The 20275-nt window shown below is 39.8% G+C and carries 20 protein-coding genes and 1 tRNA gene; 17 read left to right on the top strand and 4 right to left on the bottom strand.

Annotated elements, in window-relative coordinates; translation table 11 throughout:
• Positions 1-93: 93 nt before the first annotated feature.
• The 3 genes from D0T51_RS07320 to D0T51_RS07310 all read left to right on the top strand — a co-directional run bounded on the left by D0T51_RS07320 (position 94) and on the right by D0T51_RS07310 (position 3613).
• Positions 94-990 carry a YitT family protein gene (locus D0T51_RS07320; RefSeq protein WP_163727304.1) on the top strand — a complete coding sequence of 299 codons (897 nt, stop codon included), beginning with the start codon at positions 94-96 and terminating at the stop codon, positions 988-990.
• 92 nt (positions 991-1082) lie between these two features.
• The gene (locus D0T51_RS07315) at positions 1083-2282 is read left to right on the top strand and encodes a pyridoxal phosphate-dependent aminotransferase (RefSeq protein ID WP_163727301.1); all 1200 of its coding nucleotides are present in this window, start codon (positions 1083-1085) and stop codon (positions 2280-2282) included.
• 83 nt (positions 2283-2365) lie between these two features.
• Positions 2366-3613 (top strand): ABC transporter permease, encoded by a 1248-nt coding sequence (locus tag D0T51_RS07310; RefSeq protein ID WP_163727298.1) that lies wholly within the window; start codon positions 2366-2368, stop codon positions 3611-3613.
• A gap of 24 nt (positions 3614-3637) precedes the next feature.
• Here the strand turns inward: D0T51_RS07310 and D0T51_RS07305 are convergent, their stop codons facing one another.
• Together D0T51_RS07305 and D0T51_RS07300 are read right to left on the bottom strand one after the other, a co-directional pair.
• Positions 3638-6505 carry a hypothetical protein gene (locus tag D0T51_RS07305; protein WP_163727295.1) on the bottom strand — a complete coding sequence of 956 codons (2868 nt, stop codon included), beginning with the start codon at positions 6503-6505 and terminating at the stop codon, positions 3638-3640.
• Positions 6506-6609: 104 nt separating this feature from the next.
• Entirely contained in the window at positions 6610-7074 is a 465-nt protein-coding gene (locus D0T51_RS07300) for a MaoC family dehydratase (RefSeq protein ID WP_163727292.1), read from the bottom strand.
• 167 nt (positions 7075-7241) lie between these two features.
• On the opposite strand from D0T51_RS07300, the gene D0T51_RS07295 reads away from it, so the two are divergent.
• The 13 genes from D0T51_RS07295 (at position 7242) to hxsA2 (ending at position 17189) form a co-directional block, all read left to right on the top strand.
• Complete coding sequence (locus D0T51_RS07295; protein WP_163727289.1) at positions 7242-7961, top strand: carbonic anhydrase; 720 nt, start codon at positions 7242-7244, stop codon at positions 7959-7961.
• A 152-nt stretch (positions 7962-8113) separates the two neighbouring features.
• A tRNA-Asp gene (locus D0T51_RS07290) sits at positions 8114-8187 on the top strand.
• Between the two features lie 182 nt (positions 8188-8369).
• Positions 8370-9116, top strand: a complete 747-nt coding sequence (locus D0T51_RS07285; RefSeq protein ID WP_163727286.1) for a hypothetical protein — start codon at positions 8370-8372, stop codon at positions 9114-9116.
• 133 nt (positions 9117-9249) lie between these two features.
• Complete coding sequence (locus D0T51_RS07280; RefSeq protein ID WP_163727285.1) at positions 9250-9534, top strand: helix-turn-helix domain-containing protein; 285 nt, start codon at positions 9250-9252, stop codon at positions 9532-9534.
• Between the two features lie 5 nt (positions 9535-9539).
• Complete coding sequence (locus D0T51_RS07275; RefSeq protein WP_163727281.1) at positions 9540-10748, top strand: VapE domain-containing protein; 1209 nt, start codon at positions 9540-9542, stop codon at positions 10746-10748.
• A 236-nt stretch (positions 10749-10984) separates the two neighbouring features.
• Positions 10985-11908: a toprim domain-containing protein gene (locus D0T51_RS07270; protein ID WP_239056730.1), complete on the top strand. Its 924-nt coding sequence runs from the start codon at positions 10985-10987 to the stop codon at positions 11906-11908.
• Between the two features lie 141 nt (positions 11909-12049).
• On the top strand, positions 12050-12349 hold the full coding sequence (locus D0T51_RS07265) for a hypothetical protein (RefSeq protein WP_163727279.1): 300 nt from the start codon (positions 12050-12052) through the stop codon (positions 12347-12349).
• Positions 12350-12353: 4 nt separating this feature from the next.
• Positions 12354-13295: a relaxase/mobilization nuclease domain-containing protein gene (locus tag D0T51_RS07260; protein ID WP_163727278.1), complete on the top strand. Its 942-nt coding sequence runs from the start codon at positions 12354-12356 to the stop codon at positions 13293-13295.
• The gene (locus D0T51_RS07255) at positions 13279-13698 is read left to right on the top strand and encodes a hypothetical protein (RefSeq protein ID WP_163727275.1); all 420 of its coding nucleotides are present in this window, start codon (positions 13279-13281) and stop codon (positions 13696-13698) included. The genes D0T51_RS07260 and D0T51_RS07255 overlap by 17 nt, the downstream gene beginning before the upstream one ends.
• Positions 13699-14020: 322 nt before the next feature.
• Positions 14021-14317, top strand: coding sequence for a His-Xaa-Ser system protein HxsD (gene hxsD, locus D0T51_RS07250; protein ID WP_163727272.1), 297 nt, complete (start codon positions 14021-14023; stop codon positions 14315-14317).
• A gap of 6 nt (positions 14318-14323) precedes the next feature.
• Positions 14324-15748, top strand: coding sequence for a His-Xaa-Ser system radical SAM maturase HxsB (gene hxsB, locus D0T51_RS07245; RefSeq protein WP_163727269.1), 1425 nt, complete (start codon positions 14324-14326; stop codon positions 15746-15748).
• Between the two features lie 6 nt (positions 15749-15754).
• The gene (hxsC, locus tag D0T51_RS07240; protein ID WP_163727266.1) at positions 15755-16897 is read left to right on the top strand and encodes a His-Xaa-Ser system radical SAM maturase HxsC; all 1143 of its coding nucleotides are present in this window, start codon (positions 15755-15757) and stop codon (positions 16895-16897) included.
• Positions 16898-16931: 34 nt separating this feature from the next.
• A complete protein-coding gene (hxsA2, locus tag D0T51_RS07235) occupies positions 16932-17189 on the top strand; it encodes a His-Xaa-Ser repeat protein HxsA2 (protein WP_163727264.1) in 258 nt (85 codons plus the stop codon).
• Between the two features lie 63 nt (positions 17190-17252).
• Here hxsA2 and D0T51_RS07230 read toward each other — a convergent pair whose 3' ends face one another.
• Both D0T51_RS07230 and D0T51_RS07225 read right to left on the bottom strand, forming a co-directional pair.
• Positions 17253-18347, bottom strand: a complete 1095-nt coding sequence (locus tag D0T51_RS07230) for a YhcG family protein (protein WP_163727261.1) — start codon at positions 18345-18347, stop codon at positions 17253-17255.
• 42 nt (positions 18348-18389) lie between these two features.
• Positions 18390-19652: a site-specific integrase gene (locus D0T51_RS07225; protein ID WP_163727259.1), complete on the bottom strand. Its 1263-nt coding sequence runs from the start codon at positions 19650-19652 to the stop codon at positions 18390-18392.
• A gap of 459 nt (positions 19653-20111) precedes the next feature.
• Here D0T51_RS07225 and D0T51_RS07220 point away from each other — a divergent pair, with 459 nt between their 5' ends.
• Complete coding sequence (locus D0T51_RS07220; protein ID WP_348524294.1) at positions 20112-20273, top strand: Arm DNA-binding domain-containing protein; 162 nt, start codon at positions 20112-20114, stop codon at positions 20271-20273.
• The last annotated feature ends 2 nt before the right edge of the window (positions 20274-20275 follow it).

The following is a 20275-nucleotide window of genomic DNA, read 5'->3' as shown; positions in this document are numbered from 1 at the left end:
CAGGTAGCAAAGAAGAGGCTGTATCAAATGAGATGCAGCTTCTTTTTTTTCTATATCTTTGCACCGTTAACACAAATAATGCAAGAGCTAAAGATGAAACAAAAACTCGCTTTTCCAATGCCTGTTACATGGAAAAACCATGTCGTTGACTATTCTCTGATCATAGTCGGAGCCTTTCTGCAAGCACTCAGTTATGTGCTTTTCCTCGCCCCCTATAAAATTGTGCCGGGAGGTGTATACGGTATCTCTATCGTATTGCATCATCTCACCAAAGGGCTCTTTCCTTTTTTACCGGAAGGGCTGCCCATGGGGATTACTGCTCTCTTTTTTAATGTGCCTTTGTTGTTTCTGGCAATAAAAAAGCTGGGGCTTTCATCCGGTCCGAAAACGGTAGTGACCTTTTTGCTTATTTCTATCTTCACAGATACGCTGTCTTATATTTTCACCGAACCGCTATTGGCAAATGATACTTTTATTGCGGCATTCTATGGAGGTGCCATATTAGGAATCGGGGTGACTTGTGTGTTCCGGGCCGAAAGTACAAGTGCCGGCACGGATGTACTGGCCAGGGTCTTAGCCAATAATTCAAATATAAAAGTCAGTAATATGATTATTATCCTGGATTCAATCGTCGTCCTGTTCGGACTGCTTGCCTTCCAGGATTGGGCGGTTCCCCTGTATTCCTGGTTTACCATATTTGTCTATGGAAAGGTGGTGGATATGTTTCAGGTAGAAAACCCTAACCGGGCTGTTTTTATTGTCTCTAAAAAGACAGAGGAAGTCAAAGAACTAATCGTGAGCAAAATGCATATGCGCGGCACCTTCCTGCACGGCCGGGGCATGTACGAAGGCACCGAACGGGAGATTATCTTTACGATAGCCGAACGAAAAGACATGCCGCGTCTGAAAGAAGAAGTGAAACTCATTGACCCCAACGCATTTATCTCGACGATGCATGCCAGTAAAGATTCTGCTCCTCCAGGCATTTAATCGATTCGTTTACTTGCATAGTATCGCAACTTACGCTATTTTTGTATCATTTTTCAGAAACGATTGTTGTTTATAATACAATTTAGTACAAAATGCCCAATATATCGCAACGAGGAGTCAATATGCCTGCCTCTCCTATCCGTAAACTTGTTCCGCTGGCTAACAAAGCCAAAGCGAAGGGGACCAAGGTATATCATCTGAATATCGGTCAACCTGATATCCCTACACCCGAAGTAGCGATGGATGCCATGCGGCATATTGACCGGGAAATATTAGAATATTCACCCAGTGAAGGCGTTCATTCGTTCCGGGAGAAACTGGTGAAATACTATGCAAAGTTTAAGATCCTTGTTGATGTGGATGATATCATCATCACTTCCGGAGGGTCCGAAGCCGTTTCTTTTTCTTTTATGGCCTGTCTGGATCCGGGAGATGAGATCATTGTGCCCGAACCGGCTTATGCCAACTACATGGCTTTTGCCATTTCCAGCGGAGCTGTGATAAAAACAGTACCTTCCTCTATCGAAGAGGGCTTTGCGTTGCCGTCTATTGAACAGTTCGAAAAACTGATCACCCCCCGCACCAAAGCGATTCTGATTTGTAATCCGAATAATCCGACCGGATACCTGTACACCCGCAAAGAGATGGAACAGATCCGGGATCTGGTAAAGAAATACGATCTCTTCCTCTTTTCCGATGAAGTGTACCGGGAATTTTGTTATACAGGAGCGCCCTATATCTCTGCCCTTCACCTGGAAGGGATAGAAAACAACGTGGTTTTAGTCGATTCCGTGTCTAAACGATACAGCGAATGTGGTATCCGTATCGGCGCCATTATTACCAAAAACAAACAGGTGCGTGAAAATGTAATGAAATGGTGTCAGGCACGGTTAAGTCCTCCCCTGATCGGGCAGATTATAGCAGAAGCTTCATTGGATACGCCGGATGAGTATATGCTGAATGTATACAATGAATATTTAGAACGCCGCAACTTTCTGATCGATGGATTGAATCGTATTCCGGGATGTTATTCTCCTATACCGATGGGAGCCTTTTATACAGTAGCCAAACTGCCGGTAGACAATTCCGATACGTTCTGTGCCTGGTGCCTGGATGAATTTGAATACGAAGGCCAAACGATTATGCTGGCACCTGCTTCCGGCTTTTACACCAATCCGGGATTAGGAATAAATGAGGTGCGCATTGCCTATGTGTTAAATAAAGAAGAACTCGGAAAAGCGCTTGTCGTCTTAGCCAAAGCACTTGAAGCTTATCCGGGAAGAACAGTATAATAACGGTTAACGATGAATGATTAACGATTAACAGTTAATCATTCATAATTAATCGTTAATCATTAATCATTAATCGTTACCCTTTGAACCTAGAACTCTTTATCGCCCGAAAAATTCATTTCAGCCAGGACGGTGGTCGTCAGGTCGCACCTCCTGCTGTGCGTATTGCTATGATTGGCATCGCTTTGGGATTAGCGGTAATGATTTTATCCGTAGCAATCATTGTCGGTTTTAAAAAAGAGGTTCGCAACAAAGTGATCGGTTTTGGTTCACATATCCAGATCACAAATTTTGATAATAACTCTTCTTTCGAATCAACCCCCATCACCATTCCTGCCGGTTTGCGGGACAGTTTGCGGGCATTCCCTGGCATTAGCCATGTGGAGACCTTTGCCACTAAACCGGGGATACTGAAGACAGACAATGATTTTCAGGGAATTGTACTGAAAGGCATAGACGAAGACTTTGACTGGACCTTCTTTCGCGACAACCTGAAAGAAGGAGAAATTTTCACTATCGATCCGAAGAAAAACTCGACGGACGTACTCATATCCCGTTACCTGACCGATTTACTCGGCTTAAAGGTGGACGACACATTCCTTGCCTATTTCATGCAAGAGGACGCCTCCCGCACCCGTCGCTTCCATATCACAGGTATTTACGAGACAGGGTTTCTGGATTACGACAAATTATTTATCATCGGAGACATCAAACAGGTACGCCGTTTGAATGAATGGGAAGACGACCAGGTCAGTGGAGTGGAGTTGCAGGTGAGCGATTACGACCAGCTTGACCAGATAGCTGAAAACCTCTTTTTCACATTGTCCGAGAAGCAGGATCGCTTGGGTAACACCTATTATACACGTTCTATAAAAGAATTAAACCCGATGATCTTCAGTTGGCTGGATGTGCTCGACGTAAACGTCGTAGTCATCCTTATATTGATGTTAGCCGTTGCCGGATTCACGATGATATCCGGTTTGTTAATCATCATCCTGGAACGCACAAATATGATTGGTATATTAAAAGCATTGGGACAAAACAATACCAGCATACGTAAAATATTCCTGTATGTCTCTTTCTTTATTATCGGAAAAGGTATGTTATGGGGGAATATAATCGGGATTCTTATTTGTATTATTCAATCTTATTTCCACCTCATTCCTTTGGATGCATCGACCTATTACCTCGATGCGGTACCTATTGATCTAAGCCTATCGTCCTTATTCCTGTTAAACATAGGCACCCTCTCTGCGGCTATGCTGATGATGTTAGCTCCCTCTTTTTTGATTACCCAAATAGATCCGGCCAAAACCATCCGGTTTGAGTAAAAGGATTTTTTAATGGGATACGGACTAAAAGTCCATAGAAAAGAGTATCTCTGTCTGAAACTTTCCATAATCAATGGGGTGAATCAACCGAACTCCTAAAGAAAGGGGATAACTCATGCGAATCACATTCCAGTCGAATATGCAGTCCATTCCGACCGAACTTTGGGTAGTCCATCCACTGTGTTTCTGTGCCTGATTATACGTGTAATCATAAAAGAGGTTCGTTCGCACACGCCGTACATACAAAAGTGAGCCGATACTGACATCCGGACAGGCAACAGTAAAGGCATAATCTGCTTTTGCTGTCAGTTGCTGGCGGGTCTGGTATAAAAAATCATACCCGCGGGTCTTATCCATCAAACGCTTAGGGATATATAAGACTTTATCATCCATCGCTTGATACTGATATCCCAGACGTACCATCAAACTATGATTGCGAATCAGTCCGGGCCAATAAGTAGTCAGTTTACCGGTATAAAGACTTCCATAATTCTCCGTATGAAAAGGAGTATGCAGATATTGCAAACGCAATTGATACCCCCAGCGTGGCAGAATATCCCGATGTGCCATGCGCCGGTAATTATAAAAACGGAGTTCAGACAAGAGGTATTGAAAGTTCCGGTATTTATGGCTGTCAAACTGTTGGTACCGGTTGTTGGTAAAATAATAAGTAACTGCTGGTTGTACCCCTCGGATGAAATGATCTTTCGACAGATTAAAGGGTATATAGAGACGGGCCTCAGCCTCTATCAGTTTACGCCGGCTGTAATGAGCTTGAATCACCTCTTTACCCTCTTCGTTTTTCACCCAACTCATCGCAAAAGATTTGCCTCCATAATCGACTGCTAGATCAATCACCGGATACCATCCCAAATAGGTAAAGGCCAATTTCCCATGATGAGAGTTGTCTTTATAATACCAACCGGCCTGGGTAATGGCTGTATTCAAGGCGTTTTGAGAAAGAATCATGACACCGGGTTTGACCATTGTACTGAAATCATCCGCTCCCCCGTTCACTACATCTGAAACATCATAATAGAAAGGAGCCCAACTATGCACCTTAAAAGTATGCATCCTTTTTTTATAGGGTTTAGGGGCAAATGCAACCGGTTCTAATACGGCCGAATCCAAATTAAACTTCTCCTGCTCTGCGATAGCCTCTGCCAAAGCAAAAGTATAAGGCTTATCAAAAGAGGAATCCTCCGAAACAACAGTATCGACCGGAACAGAGGCTATCCGATAACCTTTAGCCTGGTAATCGGAAAACAACAACTGCTTCCCATCCGCTGAGACAGCAGGGGTAAAAGCTCCAAAACGGGAAGAAGTGATTCTATCTATCTTCCTATCTGCCAAATGCATACAATAAATATTATTGGTACCATTTAGCCCGGACTCAAAGTACAATTCACCCTTATGCCAAAGAGGAGATGTGATATTAACAGATGTGGGAGGTAAGAGCTCCTGCCATTCCCCTTTCGGCATATGGAGAGACAAGAGAGTCAAGCCCTTGTCATTAACCGCTACGGCAAAAAGCATATCTTCTTCCCCCCAGGTAAGTTCTTTGATAAAAGCATTAGCCGGCGTTGGATATTGAACTAATTCCTGCCCGCTTTTCGCATCCAATAGGATCACCTGATTCTCTCCGGAGAAACTAAATTGAGACACTGCAATTTGTTGCCCCTCACTATCGACAGCAAGAGTCAAATAACGCTTACGGGGAGTTAAGGTTTGAATCTTACCGGTTAATAGATCATAATACTTCACTTCCGAATAATTGGCATGCGTCCAACGAAGACCGGGGACATTTTCTGACCAATAAATACGATTCTTCTTCAGATGGATACGACCATGGACACTGCCTATATAGGTTATTCTCTCTTCTCTCCCATTTATTATCTTTACCAGCGAAGTCAGATCGGATAGATCGGATTTAACTGCAATAAGAGTTGAATCATTGAGTGCTTGCGGATAACGATAAGATGTATATTGCTTTACTACAGGAGATAAATAGACAGGGGCCTCTCCCTTCTCCTCCAACTTTTCCCACTCCTCCTTCAGAAAAGCAAATGTCTTATCGAATAGTCCATCCACATTATCTCCCGTATGATATTTTATCGCTTGGGGAAAGGGAGGCAAATGAAAAAAACGACTGACATAACGACTGGATATTTTATCCCATATATCTCCTCCATACCGATACTTCGCAAAAGAGGTCAAATCATATCCAAGCGCATAATAATCACCCGTATAATCTTTGTATGAGCCTAGATACCATTTATCAAAAGAATAAAATGTATCGGCAAACAACTGTGCCCGGTAAGTCATATTGAATTCAGGCAAACGTCCACGTCCACTGTTCGAAAGTGCCGTCTCTGCTCCTACTGCATCTCCTTCAAAAAACCAACGGGTCGAAAAAAAAGAAGAGACTCCGGCAGCCTGTTCACCCAAAACAAAATACAAGGGCTTGAAGAGGCCTGTCATGAGCTTGCTCGTTTGCACAACATGACGGGATTCATGTAATACAAGATGTTTATCCCAACTCTGTGCATGAATTTTCGAAGAAGGGGTAGTCATCAATTCCATCCTACGGGGAGCCCAGGCAACCATGCCATTAGCATGCATCGTACCCGGGTGAAGTACGACAGGAAAGGTTTTCTTCCAGGGTTTAGTTATACTCTTTTGCACATGTGGATATATATTCTCCAGATAAAGAGCATACTTATAGGCCATCGAATCAAGCCCTTGGGGATAAATCAACTGATAATGCGGCAGGTCAACAAAGTTCCATTTGTAAGAAGCCGGATCCGTGCCATAATTCACAAATTGAGCCTGCGCAGTCACCACAAATGACAGGCAAACGAATAGTATCTTTACGTATTTCGATAGGGACATATATTGTTATATATGCCACAAAGCTATAAAATAAAAACAAACAACCTTAAATGCAAAAACAATCTTTTGTTCAAATCAGACCTTACGCTTCTTTCTCTATATGATCATTTATTATTAAAATGATACAAAAACACAATGGTTCCCTCAAAGGCATTTTTAGGGCAATCCTTGATTTCCATTGTTGCTTTTAACTCCGCTTTGGCTATTCCCCGCAGATTTGTCAGTGTGAGCAATTTAACCCGCACCCTTATCTCACTGTCGACCGTTACCGGTTGATTGAATTTGAGCTTCTCTATACCATAATTGATCAAAGATTTCACATTCCGGACATCGGCAATCTGCGCCCACATATGAGGCAAAACAGAGAGTGTCAGGTATCCATGGGCAATTGTAGACTGGAAAGGACTCTCCGCTTTTGCCTTCTCCACATCCACATGTATCCATTGATGATCCAATGTCGCATCAGCAAAAAGATTGATTTGCTCTTGTGTGATTTTTAGATATTCCGAAACTCCGAGTTCTTTTCCTACGTATTGTTCAAATTCTTCAAAACTATTTATAACTACCATAAAACGTTCTTCGTTTAATATTTTTTTCTACTGATTTTACAGATTCAGGGTTTTCGGGATAAAGATACGTTTTTTTTCATTGTAGGCGAAAAAAAACAAAGCGTCAATATTACACTTGTACTGATTATTTCTATACATTTGCGCGGTTTTTAATAAATTTTAGGTATATGAAAAAGTATTGTTTATCTACACGGTTAGGACTAATCCTAGCCCTGAGTTTTTGTTCTTTCTTTTCGTTCGCGCAAGATCTGACTGCCGACCCTATCACTTTACTCAAAGAAGGAAACAAACGTTTTTGTTCCAATCAGATGAAACACCAACATCAAGATCAGGAAACATTAAAAGACCTAACGAAAGGACAACACCCTTTTGCTGTGGTTATCAGTTGCTCCGACTCACGAGTAACCCCTGAAATCATTTTCGACCAGGGTCTGGGAGATATATTCTCCATTCGTACCGCGGGGAATGTCATGGCGGATTTTGAAGAAGGCAGCATCGAATATGCTGTAGACCATCTAAACACCCAACTTGTAGTAGTGCTCGGACACACGCATTGCGGAGCCATCAAAGCTTTCCTGGACACTAAACAAAGTAAAGAGGGCGGAAAAGAAAACGAGGCCCATGCCCACCACCATCCACAGGAGAACTTAGGACATATCCAGTCAATCATCGATAAATTGGATAGTGAAGACGAAGAAACAGAAGTCTTCAAATGCAAAGAAGGAGATTTATATGACAAAGCCATTAAAGCAAACGTTGCGCACGGCATAAAACAACTCCGAGAATCCGACCCTCTCCTCTCGAAGCTTTACAAAGATCACAAAATCAATATTGTAGGAGCCATATACAACATCGAGTCTGGCGAAGTTGAATTTTTGAACTTATAAAACCCATCCCCCCCTTTGCCTACCCACTCCCTTTTTTTCTAAATAGTTTTCCTACAACAAGACTATTTTTTTACCGCTATCTATTGCTTTTTTTCAAATAATGCCTATCTTTGCATCGCAATTCAGCGGAAGAGCAATACAAGAACAAAAATGGTGTGGTAGTTCAGCTGGTTAGAATACCTGCCTGTCACGCAGGGGGTCGCGGGTTCGAGTCCCGTCCATACCGCCTCTAAGCCTGTTAATCAATTGATTAACAGGCTTTTATTTTTCACTGTATTGCACTTGTGTTGCAAATTTACATTTGTCCCATTCCTTTCCCGTTATTGTGCAATACAGGAAATTATCTGAAATTATAAACAAAATAATTATTTTTGCAGAACGGACAGCTATTCTGTCTGTTGATTATATATGGGAATTTGGCTTATCGTTTTCATCCTTGCGGAAATTGTGTTATTTCTGCTATATATCTATTTTCTGAAAAAGCATCCGGTATTATATATGCCGTTTGATTATCAATATAGGGTACTAAAACGTGCGTATCGGGCATATAAATCTGTTAGAGAAGGAAAGAAACTATACAGCGTCTTCGCTGATGATTTTTTATTCGTCTACAAACGTTCCCTTGAGAGAAAGGCTAGTTCGGAAGAATTGACCGTTGCCAATCGTGTCTGTAATATCATCGAGAACCACAAGGAAAAGGTTGAACGGTATTTTTCCGGAAAGTTCAGTTATTCAGACTACTTGAACCTTAAAAGCGAATATGACTTGTTTCAGGCACAAGTTATAGAGGCACAAAACGAAGAAACTACTTCTGATAATCATGCCAAATCCAAGTTCTCTGTAACACTTCGTCAAAAGATTCTGTTATTTGAGAGTCTATTTCGTGTCTGTAATGTGGATGCAAGCAATTCTGACAAAGCCCGTTTTATCCGCAATTTATTAGAAGTCGAACCTAATACTAAGGATATTGCCAATACAAATACCTATAAAATTTTGAAGACTAACAACAAGGAATTGCTCGTCAAAGGAGAAATCAAGGCACGAATCAAGGACTATACATATATTGTTGAGCAGTTAGAATATCTCGGATTAGAAAAGGAGAAGACGTTAATCCTCAATGAAATCAATGAATTAAGAAATTCTATAGAAGAATAATTTCAAAAACATCTTGATAATCTGATTTTTGGGGTATCCTTTGGGGTACCCCATCGCTTTTTGCACTAGCTACATTCGCACCGTGAATTTGCCACAAGGCAAACATTAGTAATTAATCTCAAAAATGCGAATTATGCGAAAAGCGTTTAAAAAATTCTGGCTAAAATCAGAAAATGAGGAAGCTGTTGAGAACAGTATTCCCGAAGAACAAGCATCGCCTGTTGATAAGGCAATGAGTAATCTAATCAAGATGAAAGAGGCAACCAAACTTCTAAAAGCCTCTGCGCCCACCGTCCGTAAATACGCCCGGCTCGGTCATTACAAAGAATACCGCTTTGGGGAGAAGCTGGTTTTCTATGATAAAGAGGAGATTTTAAACTTTATCCTAAATAGATGTAGAACGACAGAAGAATCTTGATCCCGATGAAAGAGAAAACAGATTCTTCCGTCCGCCAATCCAAAAATGAGCGAATTGAGACATACTTGCAGGAGAAATACGATTTCCGCTTCAATGTGATAAAATCCAAACCGGAGTATCGCACAAAGAATGACAATAATCCGTTTCAGCCTGTTACCAAGTTTGCCCTCAATTCATTCAAACGACGGATTGATACGGAGCTGGGCATTTCTACATCGGCGGAAAATATTCGAACTATCCTCGAAAGCGACTTTTCGCCAAAGGTGCATCCGGTTAAAGACTATTTCCGGCAATTGCCTCGTCTTCAACCTGAAATAAATCAATACATCCTCCAATTAGCGCAGACCGTAACCACCGGCAATCCTGAAAAATGGGACGAATATCTTACCAAATGGTTAATAGGCGTTGGTGCCAATGCGCTGGAAGATGTAGGTTGTCAGAATCATACTTGTTTGGTATTAACCGGAGAACAAGGACGGTTCAAGACAACATGGCTAGATCACCTTTGTCCGCAGTCGCTAAAAAGTTATCTGTTTACCGGAAAGATAGACCCGCAGAATAAAGATGTATTGACGATGATTGCCGAATACCTGTTTATCAATATCGATGACCAGTTAAAAGCCCTGAATAAGCGGGACGAAAACGAATTAAAGAATCTGATAACGACTCCGGCTGTTAAATATCGTCGTCCTTATGATGTGTATATTGAAGAATATCCGCATTTAGCCAGCTTCATGGCATCGGTTAACGGCAACGACTTCTTGACTGATCCGACTGGCAGTCGTAGGTTCTTGCCGTTCGAGGTTATCAGTATCGACATCAAAACAGCGGAGCAAATCAATATGGACAATGTATTTTCCGAAGTGATGTGGCTTTTGGATAATGGCTATCGCTATTGGTTTGTCGAGGAAGAAATTACGGAACTGCACAGGCTTAGCCAACAATTCCACGTACAGACGGTAGAATATGAAATGCTACTGAAAGGATTCGAGAAGCCGGAAGCCGATGAAGAATGTTATATGACTACTTCGGAGGTATTAAGCTACTTACAGGCATACACTTTGGTAAAACTGTCCGAAAAGCGAATGGGCGAAGCTCTGCGTAAAGCTGAATTTGAACGACTCTCCAAGCGATTGACGAAAGGAGCTAATCCGGTTCAATGCTACCGGATAAAGAAAATCAAGCCGAATCCATTCTTCGACCGTGATTTATAGAAATATAGATATGGATTGTTCTTCTTACTACCTTACTACAATCATATATAATCCAGTGAAAGAAAAAGGATTAAGTCGTAGTAAGAAGCAAAATCCGCATCTTACTCTCATCCTACTACCTTACTACAGAGTAGTAGTTACTACAAAATATAATCATACTACACAAAGACAATTGATTATCAGTTTAATACATAGATTCATTTGTGTAGTAAGTAAAACAGCTAAAAAATAAGAAAATGAAAAATTCAAATTATATAAGTATAAAGCAATATCTTGATAATAAAGGAATCTATCCGGTAAAAGACCGGGGATATTACGGAATGTATCTCTCCCCTCTGCGGAATGACAGCAATCCCAGCTTCAAAGTTGATTACGACAAAGATTTATGGTACGACTTCGGTACTAATGAGGGCGGTTCAATAGTTGACATTGTGATGAAGTTGGAAAATTGTTCGCTGGCGGAAGCACTTCGACAATTGGAAAATTCTTTTTCCTTTCATCGGAATGACACTCTGTCTATTTCTCCTAAACTAGAAAGCCGAGAATCGGCACTAACCATTACGGATATAAAACCGCTTGCTCACCCTGCTTTGCTTGATTACCTGAAAGAACGGAGTATAAATACCGACATAGCGAAACAATATTGTTCGGAAATTCATTATTCCATTGTAGACAAACCTTATTTCGCTGTCGGCTTTCGGAACGATGCCGGAGGATGGGAACTTCGGAACAGGTATTTCAAAGGAAGTACTACCTCAAAGAATATAACAACCATAAACAACGGTAACAATGCAGTTATGCTATTCGAGGGCTTCATAGACTTTCTTTCTTATCTTTCATTAAAACAGAACGCTTCGCCAACAATTGACTCGGCAATATTGAACTCAATAGCCAATCTTCCTAAAGCGATTCCGTTTCTTCAAACCCATCAAACAATACACGCCTTTTTGGATAACGATGAAGCTGGAAAGCGGGCTGTTCAGAGTTTAAGCCCGATATGTAAAGAAGTAATCGACCAGTCTGTTTTCTATCGGAACCATAAAGACCTGAACGATTACTGGCGAGATAAATCCAACCTACAAAAACAACCTGAAAAGAATAGAGCCGCCGTCCAAATTAAGCGGCAAGTTCCAATGAAAAAGAAAGGGCGCAGCTTATAAGCTAACCTAATGCGCGAAGTGCATTGCAAGACGTCAGTTTGTTACCACAAACTGCGCTTGCCGCCTGAACCGCTTTCGCTGGCGGGGAAACTGCAATCGCTTCGCTCTCGACAGTTTTTTGAACCAAATAAAAGAGAAAAAATGAAAAATACCTATATAAAGTTCCGTTGTACGGAATCAGAGAAAGAGAGAATCGAGGGCATGGCTGAAAGGTCGGGAGTAACCCTTTCCGAGTATTGCCGGCAACAATGTCTGACTGGCCGGATACTTGCCAGTCCGAAGCTAAGCCCGGAAGAGATTTTATACTTCCGGGAACTGAAAGAACATAATAATGCCATTGCCCGGCTCGCCAATCTTATAAGAAACAAAGACCCGCAATTAGTAATCGCTATTGCGGAGTATCTGAAACAGTCCCGACAGTTGTATAACCGATTCTTTTAGGCGTATGATTGGGAAAGGGAAAGCGATAGCCCATGGAGGCAATGCGATTGATTACGCTTTGCGTGAGGGTAAACTTGATAAGATAGTTGGCAGAAATATGATTGAGAGTGATTTACCTGCCGACATTCTCCGGGAGTTTGAAATGGTTAACCAACACAACTACCGATGCAAAAACAAGTATATACGATATGAGATAGGTATATCTCCACGGGATATAGATAAGCTAAAGCCGGAAGATATGATTAAAATAGCCCGGATGTTTGCCAATAAAATGGGATTACAGAATCATCAATGGATAGCCTGCACCCATAAAGACACCGGGAAACCGCATATCCACCTGATTGCAAACCGTATCGGGGTTGATGGCAAAGTATTCGATACAACCTTTGTGAGCAACCGTTCGGCAAAAATTGCAGAAGAGATAAGCCGTGAAATGGGCTTGACAATAGCAAAAGATGTTCAGAGACAAAAAGAGCATCAGGAAGCCTATACAGACCCCGCACGGCAACAGACGAAAGAGAAGCTCCAGCGAATTGCTTATTATGAATTGTTTAAGAATACCAGTTTAGAGGGCTTTTTATATGGATTAAAGAAAGAGGGTGTCGACATCGAACCAGCGAAGAATAAACAGGGGAAGACCTATGGAATCCGATTCACTTACGAGGGGCAAACATTCAAAGCTTCGGAGATCGGACGGGAGTTCGGATTCCGATCGCTTGCGGGGAACTTTTCTTCTTCACTGGAAGAAAATCGTCCGCAACGACTTCAACAGAACTATAACCAAGATGAGAGCAATCAACAATCCTATTCAGGAGTAACTTCCGGTATAGTTTCACTATTAGCCGATCTGTTTACTCCAAATGTACATAGTCCTGAAGAAGATGATAATACATTGAAACATAAAAAGAAAAAACCCCAAAAACGATATTATGGACGACAACAATAGGAACTCCAAACGTAGAAATAAGTTTGCAGGGAAAGAAGATATTTCCCGAGAAACGGCAGATAGCATCTTATCCGCTCAAATCGACCAGCTTCGAGAAATATCCCGGACAAACGATGAAACGGCAAACCAAGTTAGGGAAAGTGTAAATATCTTATATGAGAAGCAAATTTCGATTAATACATCAAAGTTCGAGCAGCTAAACCGGAACTTCATTAATGAAATGGAGAACAAGCTTCGGAAAGTTAAGCAACCATCGAAAGGCTTAAAATGGTACGTTGCCATGTGGGTTATAACGCTGGTATCTGCTTTTCTTGCCGGGTATTTTATTCATGAATATCGAGAATGGAAAGCGAAAGCGGTGTATTGGTATCAGCAATACGAGGAAATAAAGCCAGAGAAATAGGCAAAATGAAAAGGATTTAGGTATAACTTTCATAAAATCAAGAAAATTCATATTTTTGTAGTCGTAAACAAAGGAAATAATAATATGCATGTGAGATAAGAGCGCGTAGATTATAAAATAGGATAAAGCGTCTAGCTTTTATTCTGGTTCATGAAACTTCGACACTTTCAAGTCCGCCAAGAGTAAAGCGATGATGCTCACGTCAAACGGCGTGGGCTTTACTCGTTTATTTGGCGGAAAGGTAGTCGAAGACCTCATGAACAGATAGCGTAGTCATTGTCCACGCTTTTTCTCAATAAGAAAATAATTAAAATGATAAGATATGTCATCTGAAAATTTAACTGTTATCGTAAATTTAGATATTTACAAACAAGAGGTGATTACTTCTGCAATATATAAGTTTATTGGGAAGTATTTTGTTTCTCAAGACAAAGTAGAAACGGGCATTCAAGTTACATTTGTAGCAAAACCAGAGCAAATCACAGATTATGTTCTTCTTTCAAAAGAATTTGAAAACGAACTTATCGACCAACAAATACGCTACGATACAGAACGAAAGTTTGGACATATTCGAGATATGATAGTGGAAGAAGCTTTTAAGCCTGTAACCTCTAAATAATAAACCATGGCTTATCAATTACTACCATTCCGTTTTGAGCGATTTAACAAAGAAGAATATCTTCTGACAAATGAGGTTGGTGAATATATCTTTTTGCAGCATAAGGATTTTCTTGACTTTGTAAATGGCGAAATAGACGAGCATAGTGATTTGTTTTATGATATTATGTCAAAACAAATTGCGACAACAGACAAGATAGAGGATGTAATTCCAATGCTTGCAACAAAATTCCGCACAAAGAAAAGCATTTTGAGAGATTTTACTTCTCTACACATGATCGTTCCTACTTTGCGCTGTAACTCGAGTTGTATATATTGTCAAGTTGCCCGAAAAAACATGGATGATCATTCGGCAGACATGACTAGGAAAACAGCAAAAAATATTGTAAAAACAATATTTCAATCACCTTCTCCATGTATAAAAATTGAGTTTCAAGGAGGAGACCCTTCTACGGATTTTGAAATGGTTAAATACATCATTGAAGAAGCGGAATGGCAAAATCTTTTCAAAAAAAGAGAGCTGGATTTTGTTATTTGTACAAATCTTACATTGCTTGACGAAAGAATGGTGAAGTATTTAAAAAAACATAAATGTATGATTTCTACTTCTTTGGATGGGCATAAGGAATTGCATGATAAAAATCGTCCTTTACAAGATAAAAATTTAGACCATCATGCAATTTTTGAGAAAAATCTTGCTATGATTCAACAGGTCTGGGGTGATAGCAATTGTGTTTCCGCATTAATGACTACCTCTAAGCATAGTTTGGGGCAATTCAAAGAGATTATTGATGAATATATCAGATTGGGATTCAATAATATTTTTCTACGTTCTCTCAATCCTTATGGCTTTGCAAAACAGTATAAAGAAAAAATAGCCTATCCAGTTGAGGACTTTATTGCCAATTACAGAGAAGGACTTGATTATATTATAGAACTCAACAAACAAGGCGTTTTTTTTGTAGAAGGATTTGCAGCCCTCCTTTTAAGACGAATATTAACTCCTTTTGCTACTGGTTTTGTTGATCTGCAATCACCTGCCGGAGTAGGCATTGCCGGAACGATCTATGACTATGATGGTAGTGTTTATGTATCTGATGAGGCTCGCATGATGGCGCGCTTTAAAAACTATTATTTTAGATTAGGGAATGTAAATGAGAATAGTTATCAAGAGATGTTTAATGGTGAGTTACTTCATCATATTATAGCTTCATCTTGTACTGAATGTTTGCCTGGGTGTTCAGAATGCGTATTTCAGCCTTACTGCGGAGCTGACCCTGTCCGTAACATGTCAGAACAAGGAGATATGATTGGCTTTAGACCAACAAATGAGATGTGTAAAAAAACAAAAGCTGTTCTATACTATTTGTTTGAATTGTTAAAAAAACACGACCCCGAGATAAATAGAATATTTTGGTCTTGGTTAAATTGATACTTTATGAAGCAGATTTGTAGTAAAACATATAATATCAATGATGATATTGTTGGACGAATAACATTTGGAAAAAGTAATATATTTTGCCGAACCAATGAAATATTAGTAAGAAAAGATATTAATAAACCTTTATTTGGCTACTCGGCTACCATTACGGAGAATGAATCCTTTTCTGGAATGGGAAAGCCATACTGTATCGTGAGTAGTATTGAGCAGTTTCAGGAAGGAGATGTTGTTGTTCTAAACAAACAAGGTGAAATTATTTTTGTATATGAAATTTCATCCAATCATAATGCCATAATGGCAACAGAACGCTGTAATCACCGTTGTGTTATGTGCCCACAACCGCCTATTTTAAAAGAAAAAGATAAAACCTTGTTTAATCTAAATTTAGTTTCTCTATTTGATAAAAGTACACAAGAAATTGGCATTACCGGTGGCGAACCCACATTAATTGAAGATAATTTATTTGTTCTTATTAGGCATATTCAGAAAAGGCTTCCCAAAGCCTCTATTAGCATTTTGTCTAATGGAGTGAAATTTGCAGAAAAAGAGTATGCAGCAAAATTAGCAAAATGTCATCACCGAGATCTACAGATAGACATTCCTCTCTTCTCTGATATTGCTCAAGAACATAATCGTATAGTAGGTGCTAAAACATTCTATAAAACGGTACAAGGACTCTATAACTTAGCTCTTTTCCGTCAACGTATCGGACTTAGGATTGTTGTCCACAAGCAGACATATAAACGACTGCCGCAATTTGCCGATTTTATATACCACAACTTTCCCTTTGTTTCTCAAGTGGCTTTTATGCAAATGGAAACAACCGGATTGGCAAAAGACAACATAAAAGAACTTTGGATAGACCCATTTGACTATAATGAACAATTACGAGAAGCGGTTTTGTTATTGGCTGATAGAGGTATGAAACCGTATATTTATAATGCTCAGTTATGCATCCTTCCTGAAGATATTCGACGTTATGCACAACAATCTATTTCAGATTGGAAAGATATATATATACCAGAATGCGATGGGTGTGTGTTGCAAGGTCAATGTGCTGGTTTCTTCGAGTCAAATAGAGATGCACATAGTTCACATATAAAAAAAGTGGAAAATATATCAGATGATATATTGTGTTAGGTAATTTATTGTTTAACTAAAAAAGGAGGTATCAATGAAGAAACTCTTGTTTTTTGCGGTTTCCGCAATTATTGCAGGTGCAAGCTATTGTTCTTCTGTTAGTGAGAAAATTGTTGCTAAAGTAACTAGTAGTGACACCCAGATCGAACAACAGAAAGAACAGACGTTGGTCTTGGAACAGTCTTCTGCTGAGTATAAATTACTCGCAGCTCACAGTTCGCATAGTTCACATAGCTCGCATAGTTCCCACAGCTCCCATCGTTCGCATAGTTCTCACTATTCGAGTAGATAAGGGCTTAAAGTATTTAATTTAACGGCAAAATTTAGAAATAAGTTTTGCCGTTTTCAATGCGATTTACTCTCCAATTTCCTTTTTGATAAAATTCTCCAAGACTTTCTTGTCTGGCAGTTGAACTAAGTATTTGGAAACAAATAGCTGGTTATCCATACCAGAGGTTGCATATTTCGCCAAAGCTTCGCCTTTGCTTCCGCAGAGGATAAGTCCGATAGGGGGATTATCTCCGTCCGACATTTCATTGTCTTTATAATAATTCAGATAGACATTCATTTGCCCAGCATCGGCATGATCGAATTTGCCAATTTTCAAATCAATCAGAATATGGCTTTTCAGAATGCGATGATAGAAAACCAAGTCGATGCGGTAATGGGTATTATCGAATGTGATTCGTTTCTGGCGAGCTTCAAAACAGAACCCGGTACCAAGTTCTATCAGAAATTTCTGTAAATGGTCTAAAATAGCTTGTTCCAACTCTGATTCGCTATATTCTGACCGTTCTTCCAATCCAAGAAATTCCAAGAAGTACGGATCGCGAATAACATCTATACTTTGAGCCGGTTTCTGATTCTTGAATTTACTAATGATAGCTTCTTTGTTTTTAGATAAGCCGGTTCGAACGTATAAAGCTGTATTGATGGCACGTTCCAATTCTCTAACATTCCAATTGTTTTTTATTGTTTCCACTTCATAGAATAGTCGTTCAAGAGGGTCATCAAACCTAATCAGTTCTATAAAATGGGTAAAACTCAATTGAGACAGAAGCGTTTCGGGAGAAATTGGATACTCATCTTGTAATTCGGCGGTCATTGACCCCCGAATTGGAATTGGCAAGCGTTCTTGTAATTCGGGGGTTATTGACCCCCGAATTTGAGGATATGTATTATAAAATGTACGACAAGAACGTAAGGATCTGACATCCAATCCTTTTATTCCTTTTGCTTTTATCTTCTTCGCCATTTCTTCGAGCAGACGAGTCCCATATTGCGCCCGGTCTTCCCCATTTTGTTCAAACTCAACGATATAACAGCCAACCAGCCAGTTCCGGATAGTTAGATTGAGATTAACTACTTTCTTGGCGTTTAATTGTAATTGACAATGTGTTTGATAAACATTATCAATTAATTGGTCGAAACTTTGATGTTTTACTATCATTGAATTTTGAATTATGGGACAAAGGTAATGAATTCATGTGGATTACGATTGCTTATTCAGGCTGTTTCTCAATGCTTTCAATCTGTTTGCCGCTTGCATATTGTCTACCTTAATATATCGCATAAATGCCGCAGGGCTTTTATGCCCGGATATTCGCATAAGTTCCTCGGCTGGAAAACCGGAGAGATACATATTGGTACAGAATGACCTCCGGCAAGTATGCGAAGACATCATTTCCCATTTCTCGTGAATTTCTTTGACACGAAGATTCCCTTTCTTGCGAACAATCTCTACCTTTTGTTTTAGTTTGGCTTTCTTACCAAGTTCTTTCAGGCGTTCGTTAAACTTATAGCTGGGTATTTTTGGCAGGTCATAATCATATTTTTCCAAAATCTCTGGCACATAGTCAATCATCGGAATAATAACCGCTTTATGAACTTTGCGTTGTTTTAGGTTAATAGTTTCGTTGACAACATCAATATGTTCCGGGCTAAGTGTGGATAGGTCGCTATATCGCAATCCAGTAAAACATCCTACGATAAATACATCCCGAATCTCTTCCAGCTCTTTGTCATCCGAAAGGCTGAGTTTATAAATCTTAGCGAGTTCATCCTCGCTTAAATAAATAGCATCTGTTTCTTCTTCAACGACTTTGAAATGGGTAAGGTCAACTGCCGGAATAGTTCCTTTGGCTATTTGGTAATTAACGAATCCCTTCAATAGCCGGATAACCTTTCCAGCAGAGTTCGTCAGTAAGCCGATTGTTCCGTCTGGCTTCTCCGCCTTGTAGAAAAGATAATCCATAAATTCATTATAGAATTTCAGATTGAGATTTCGGAACGTAACAGGTTGTGATGAATGTTCCTTGAAATTGGTCAGATGCTTTTTTAAGGATTTATAGTCTTTTATCTGGTCGGCAGAAACCTTGCCTTTTTTCTCTTCAATGTAAAGATCCAATGTATCGAACATGTTTACCCGATTAGAGCGTTGTTCGTACTCCCGGTTCTTTTCCAGTTCAAGCAACACAAAATCCACAATAGGGTCTATACCGTTGTCTTTAGCGTAGGTTAATATCTCACCCAGCTTCGATGTGATTTTCGTCAAAGCAGAATCAATCTCTTCAAATTCAGGACAAGCACGTTTTATCCAACGCTTTTTATCATCCCAATGGTCGGGCTTGATATTATATCCGGTAGATATAAGTGTACGCTTTGTACGATTGTAATTATAGCGCACATACAAAGGAGTCTTTCCGTCGCTGGAGACATAATTTGGTTTGATGTAGGGATAATATAAATTTGCCATACCGCTAAATTAATTGTGTTGCATTTGTGTTGCAAATCTACAAAAACTATTCGAAATAGACAAAAAATATTAGAAAGTCAATTTTGTATAATACTGATATTCAGTAATTATTAGAAAATATTGAAAACTATAGAAAATAAATTAGAGTCCCGTCCATACCGCGGAAAGCCTAAGTCAATAGGCGCCAAAAAAGAGACAAGTCCTTCATATTCAGTGAATATGAGGGACTTTTTTTATTTATGTTGTCTTAGGAAAAAGCCAAAATAAAGCCAAAAAAAGACATTTAGTGTGTCCCATTTCATACCCCAAACCAAAAAGGGACACAGGGGGTACGAGAAATCAAAGAAAAAGGGGTACGAATTGTCCAAAATTGGCAGTGTGTTGTCGGGAATTGGCAGTCTGCATAAAACTCATTAACAGATAGTTTACTTTAATTTTGTAACATTAAAAAATGAGTTTATGAAAAGTACATTTAAAGTTCTTTTCTTTTTGAAAAGAGACAAGCAAAAATCCGATGGCAGTGTTCCTATCATGTGCCGGATTACAATCGACGGACAAATAAGCCGTTTGGAAATTCCATCGAAAGTGACCCCCTTCGGCCAATTCAAAGTGACCCCCTAAAG

It is taken from the genome of Parabacteroides sp. 52, assembly GCF_010500925.1.
Lineage (GTDB): Bacteria > Bacteroidota > Bacteroidia > Bacteroidales > Tannerellaceae > QVMG01.
Note: the sequence above shows the minus strand (reverse complement) of the source record. Positions and strands in the feature narration are given on the sequence as shown.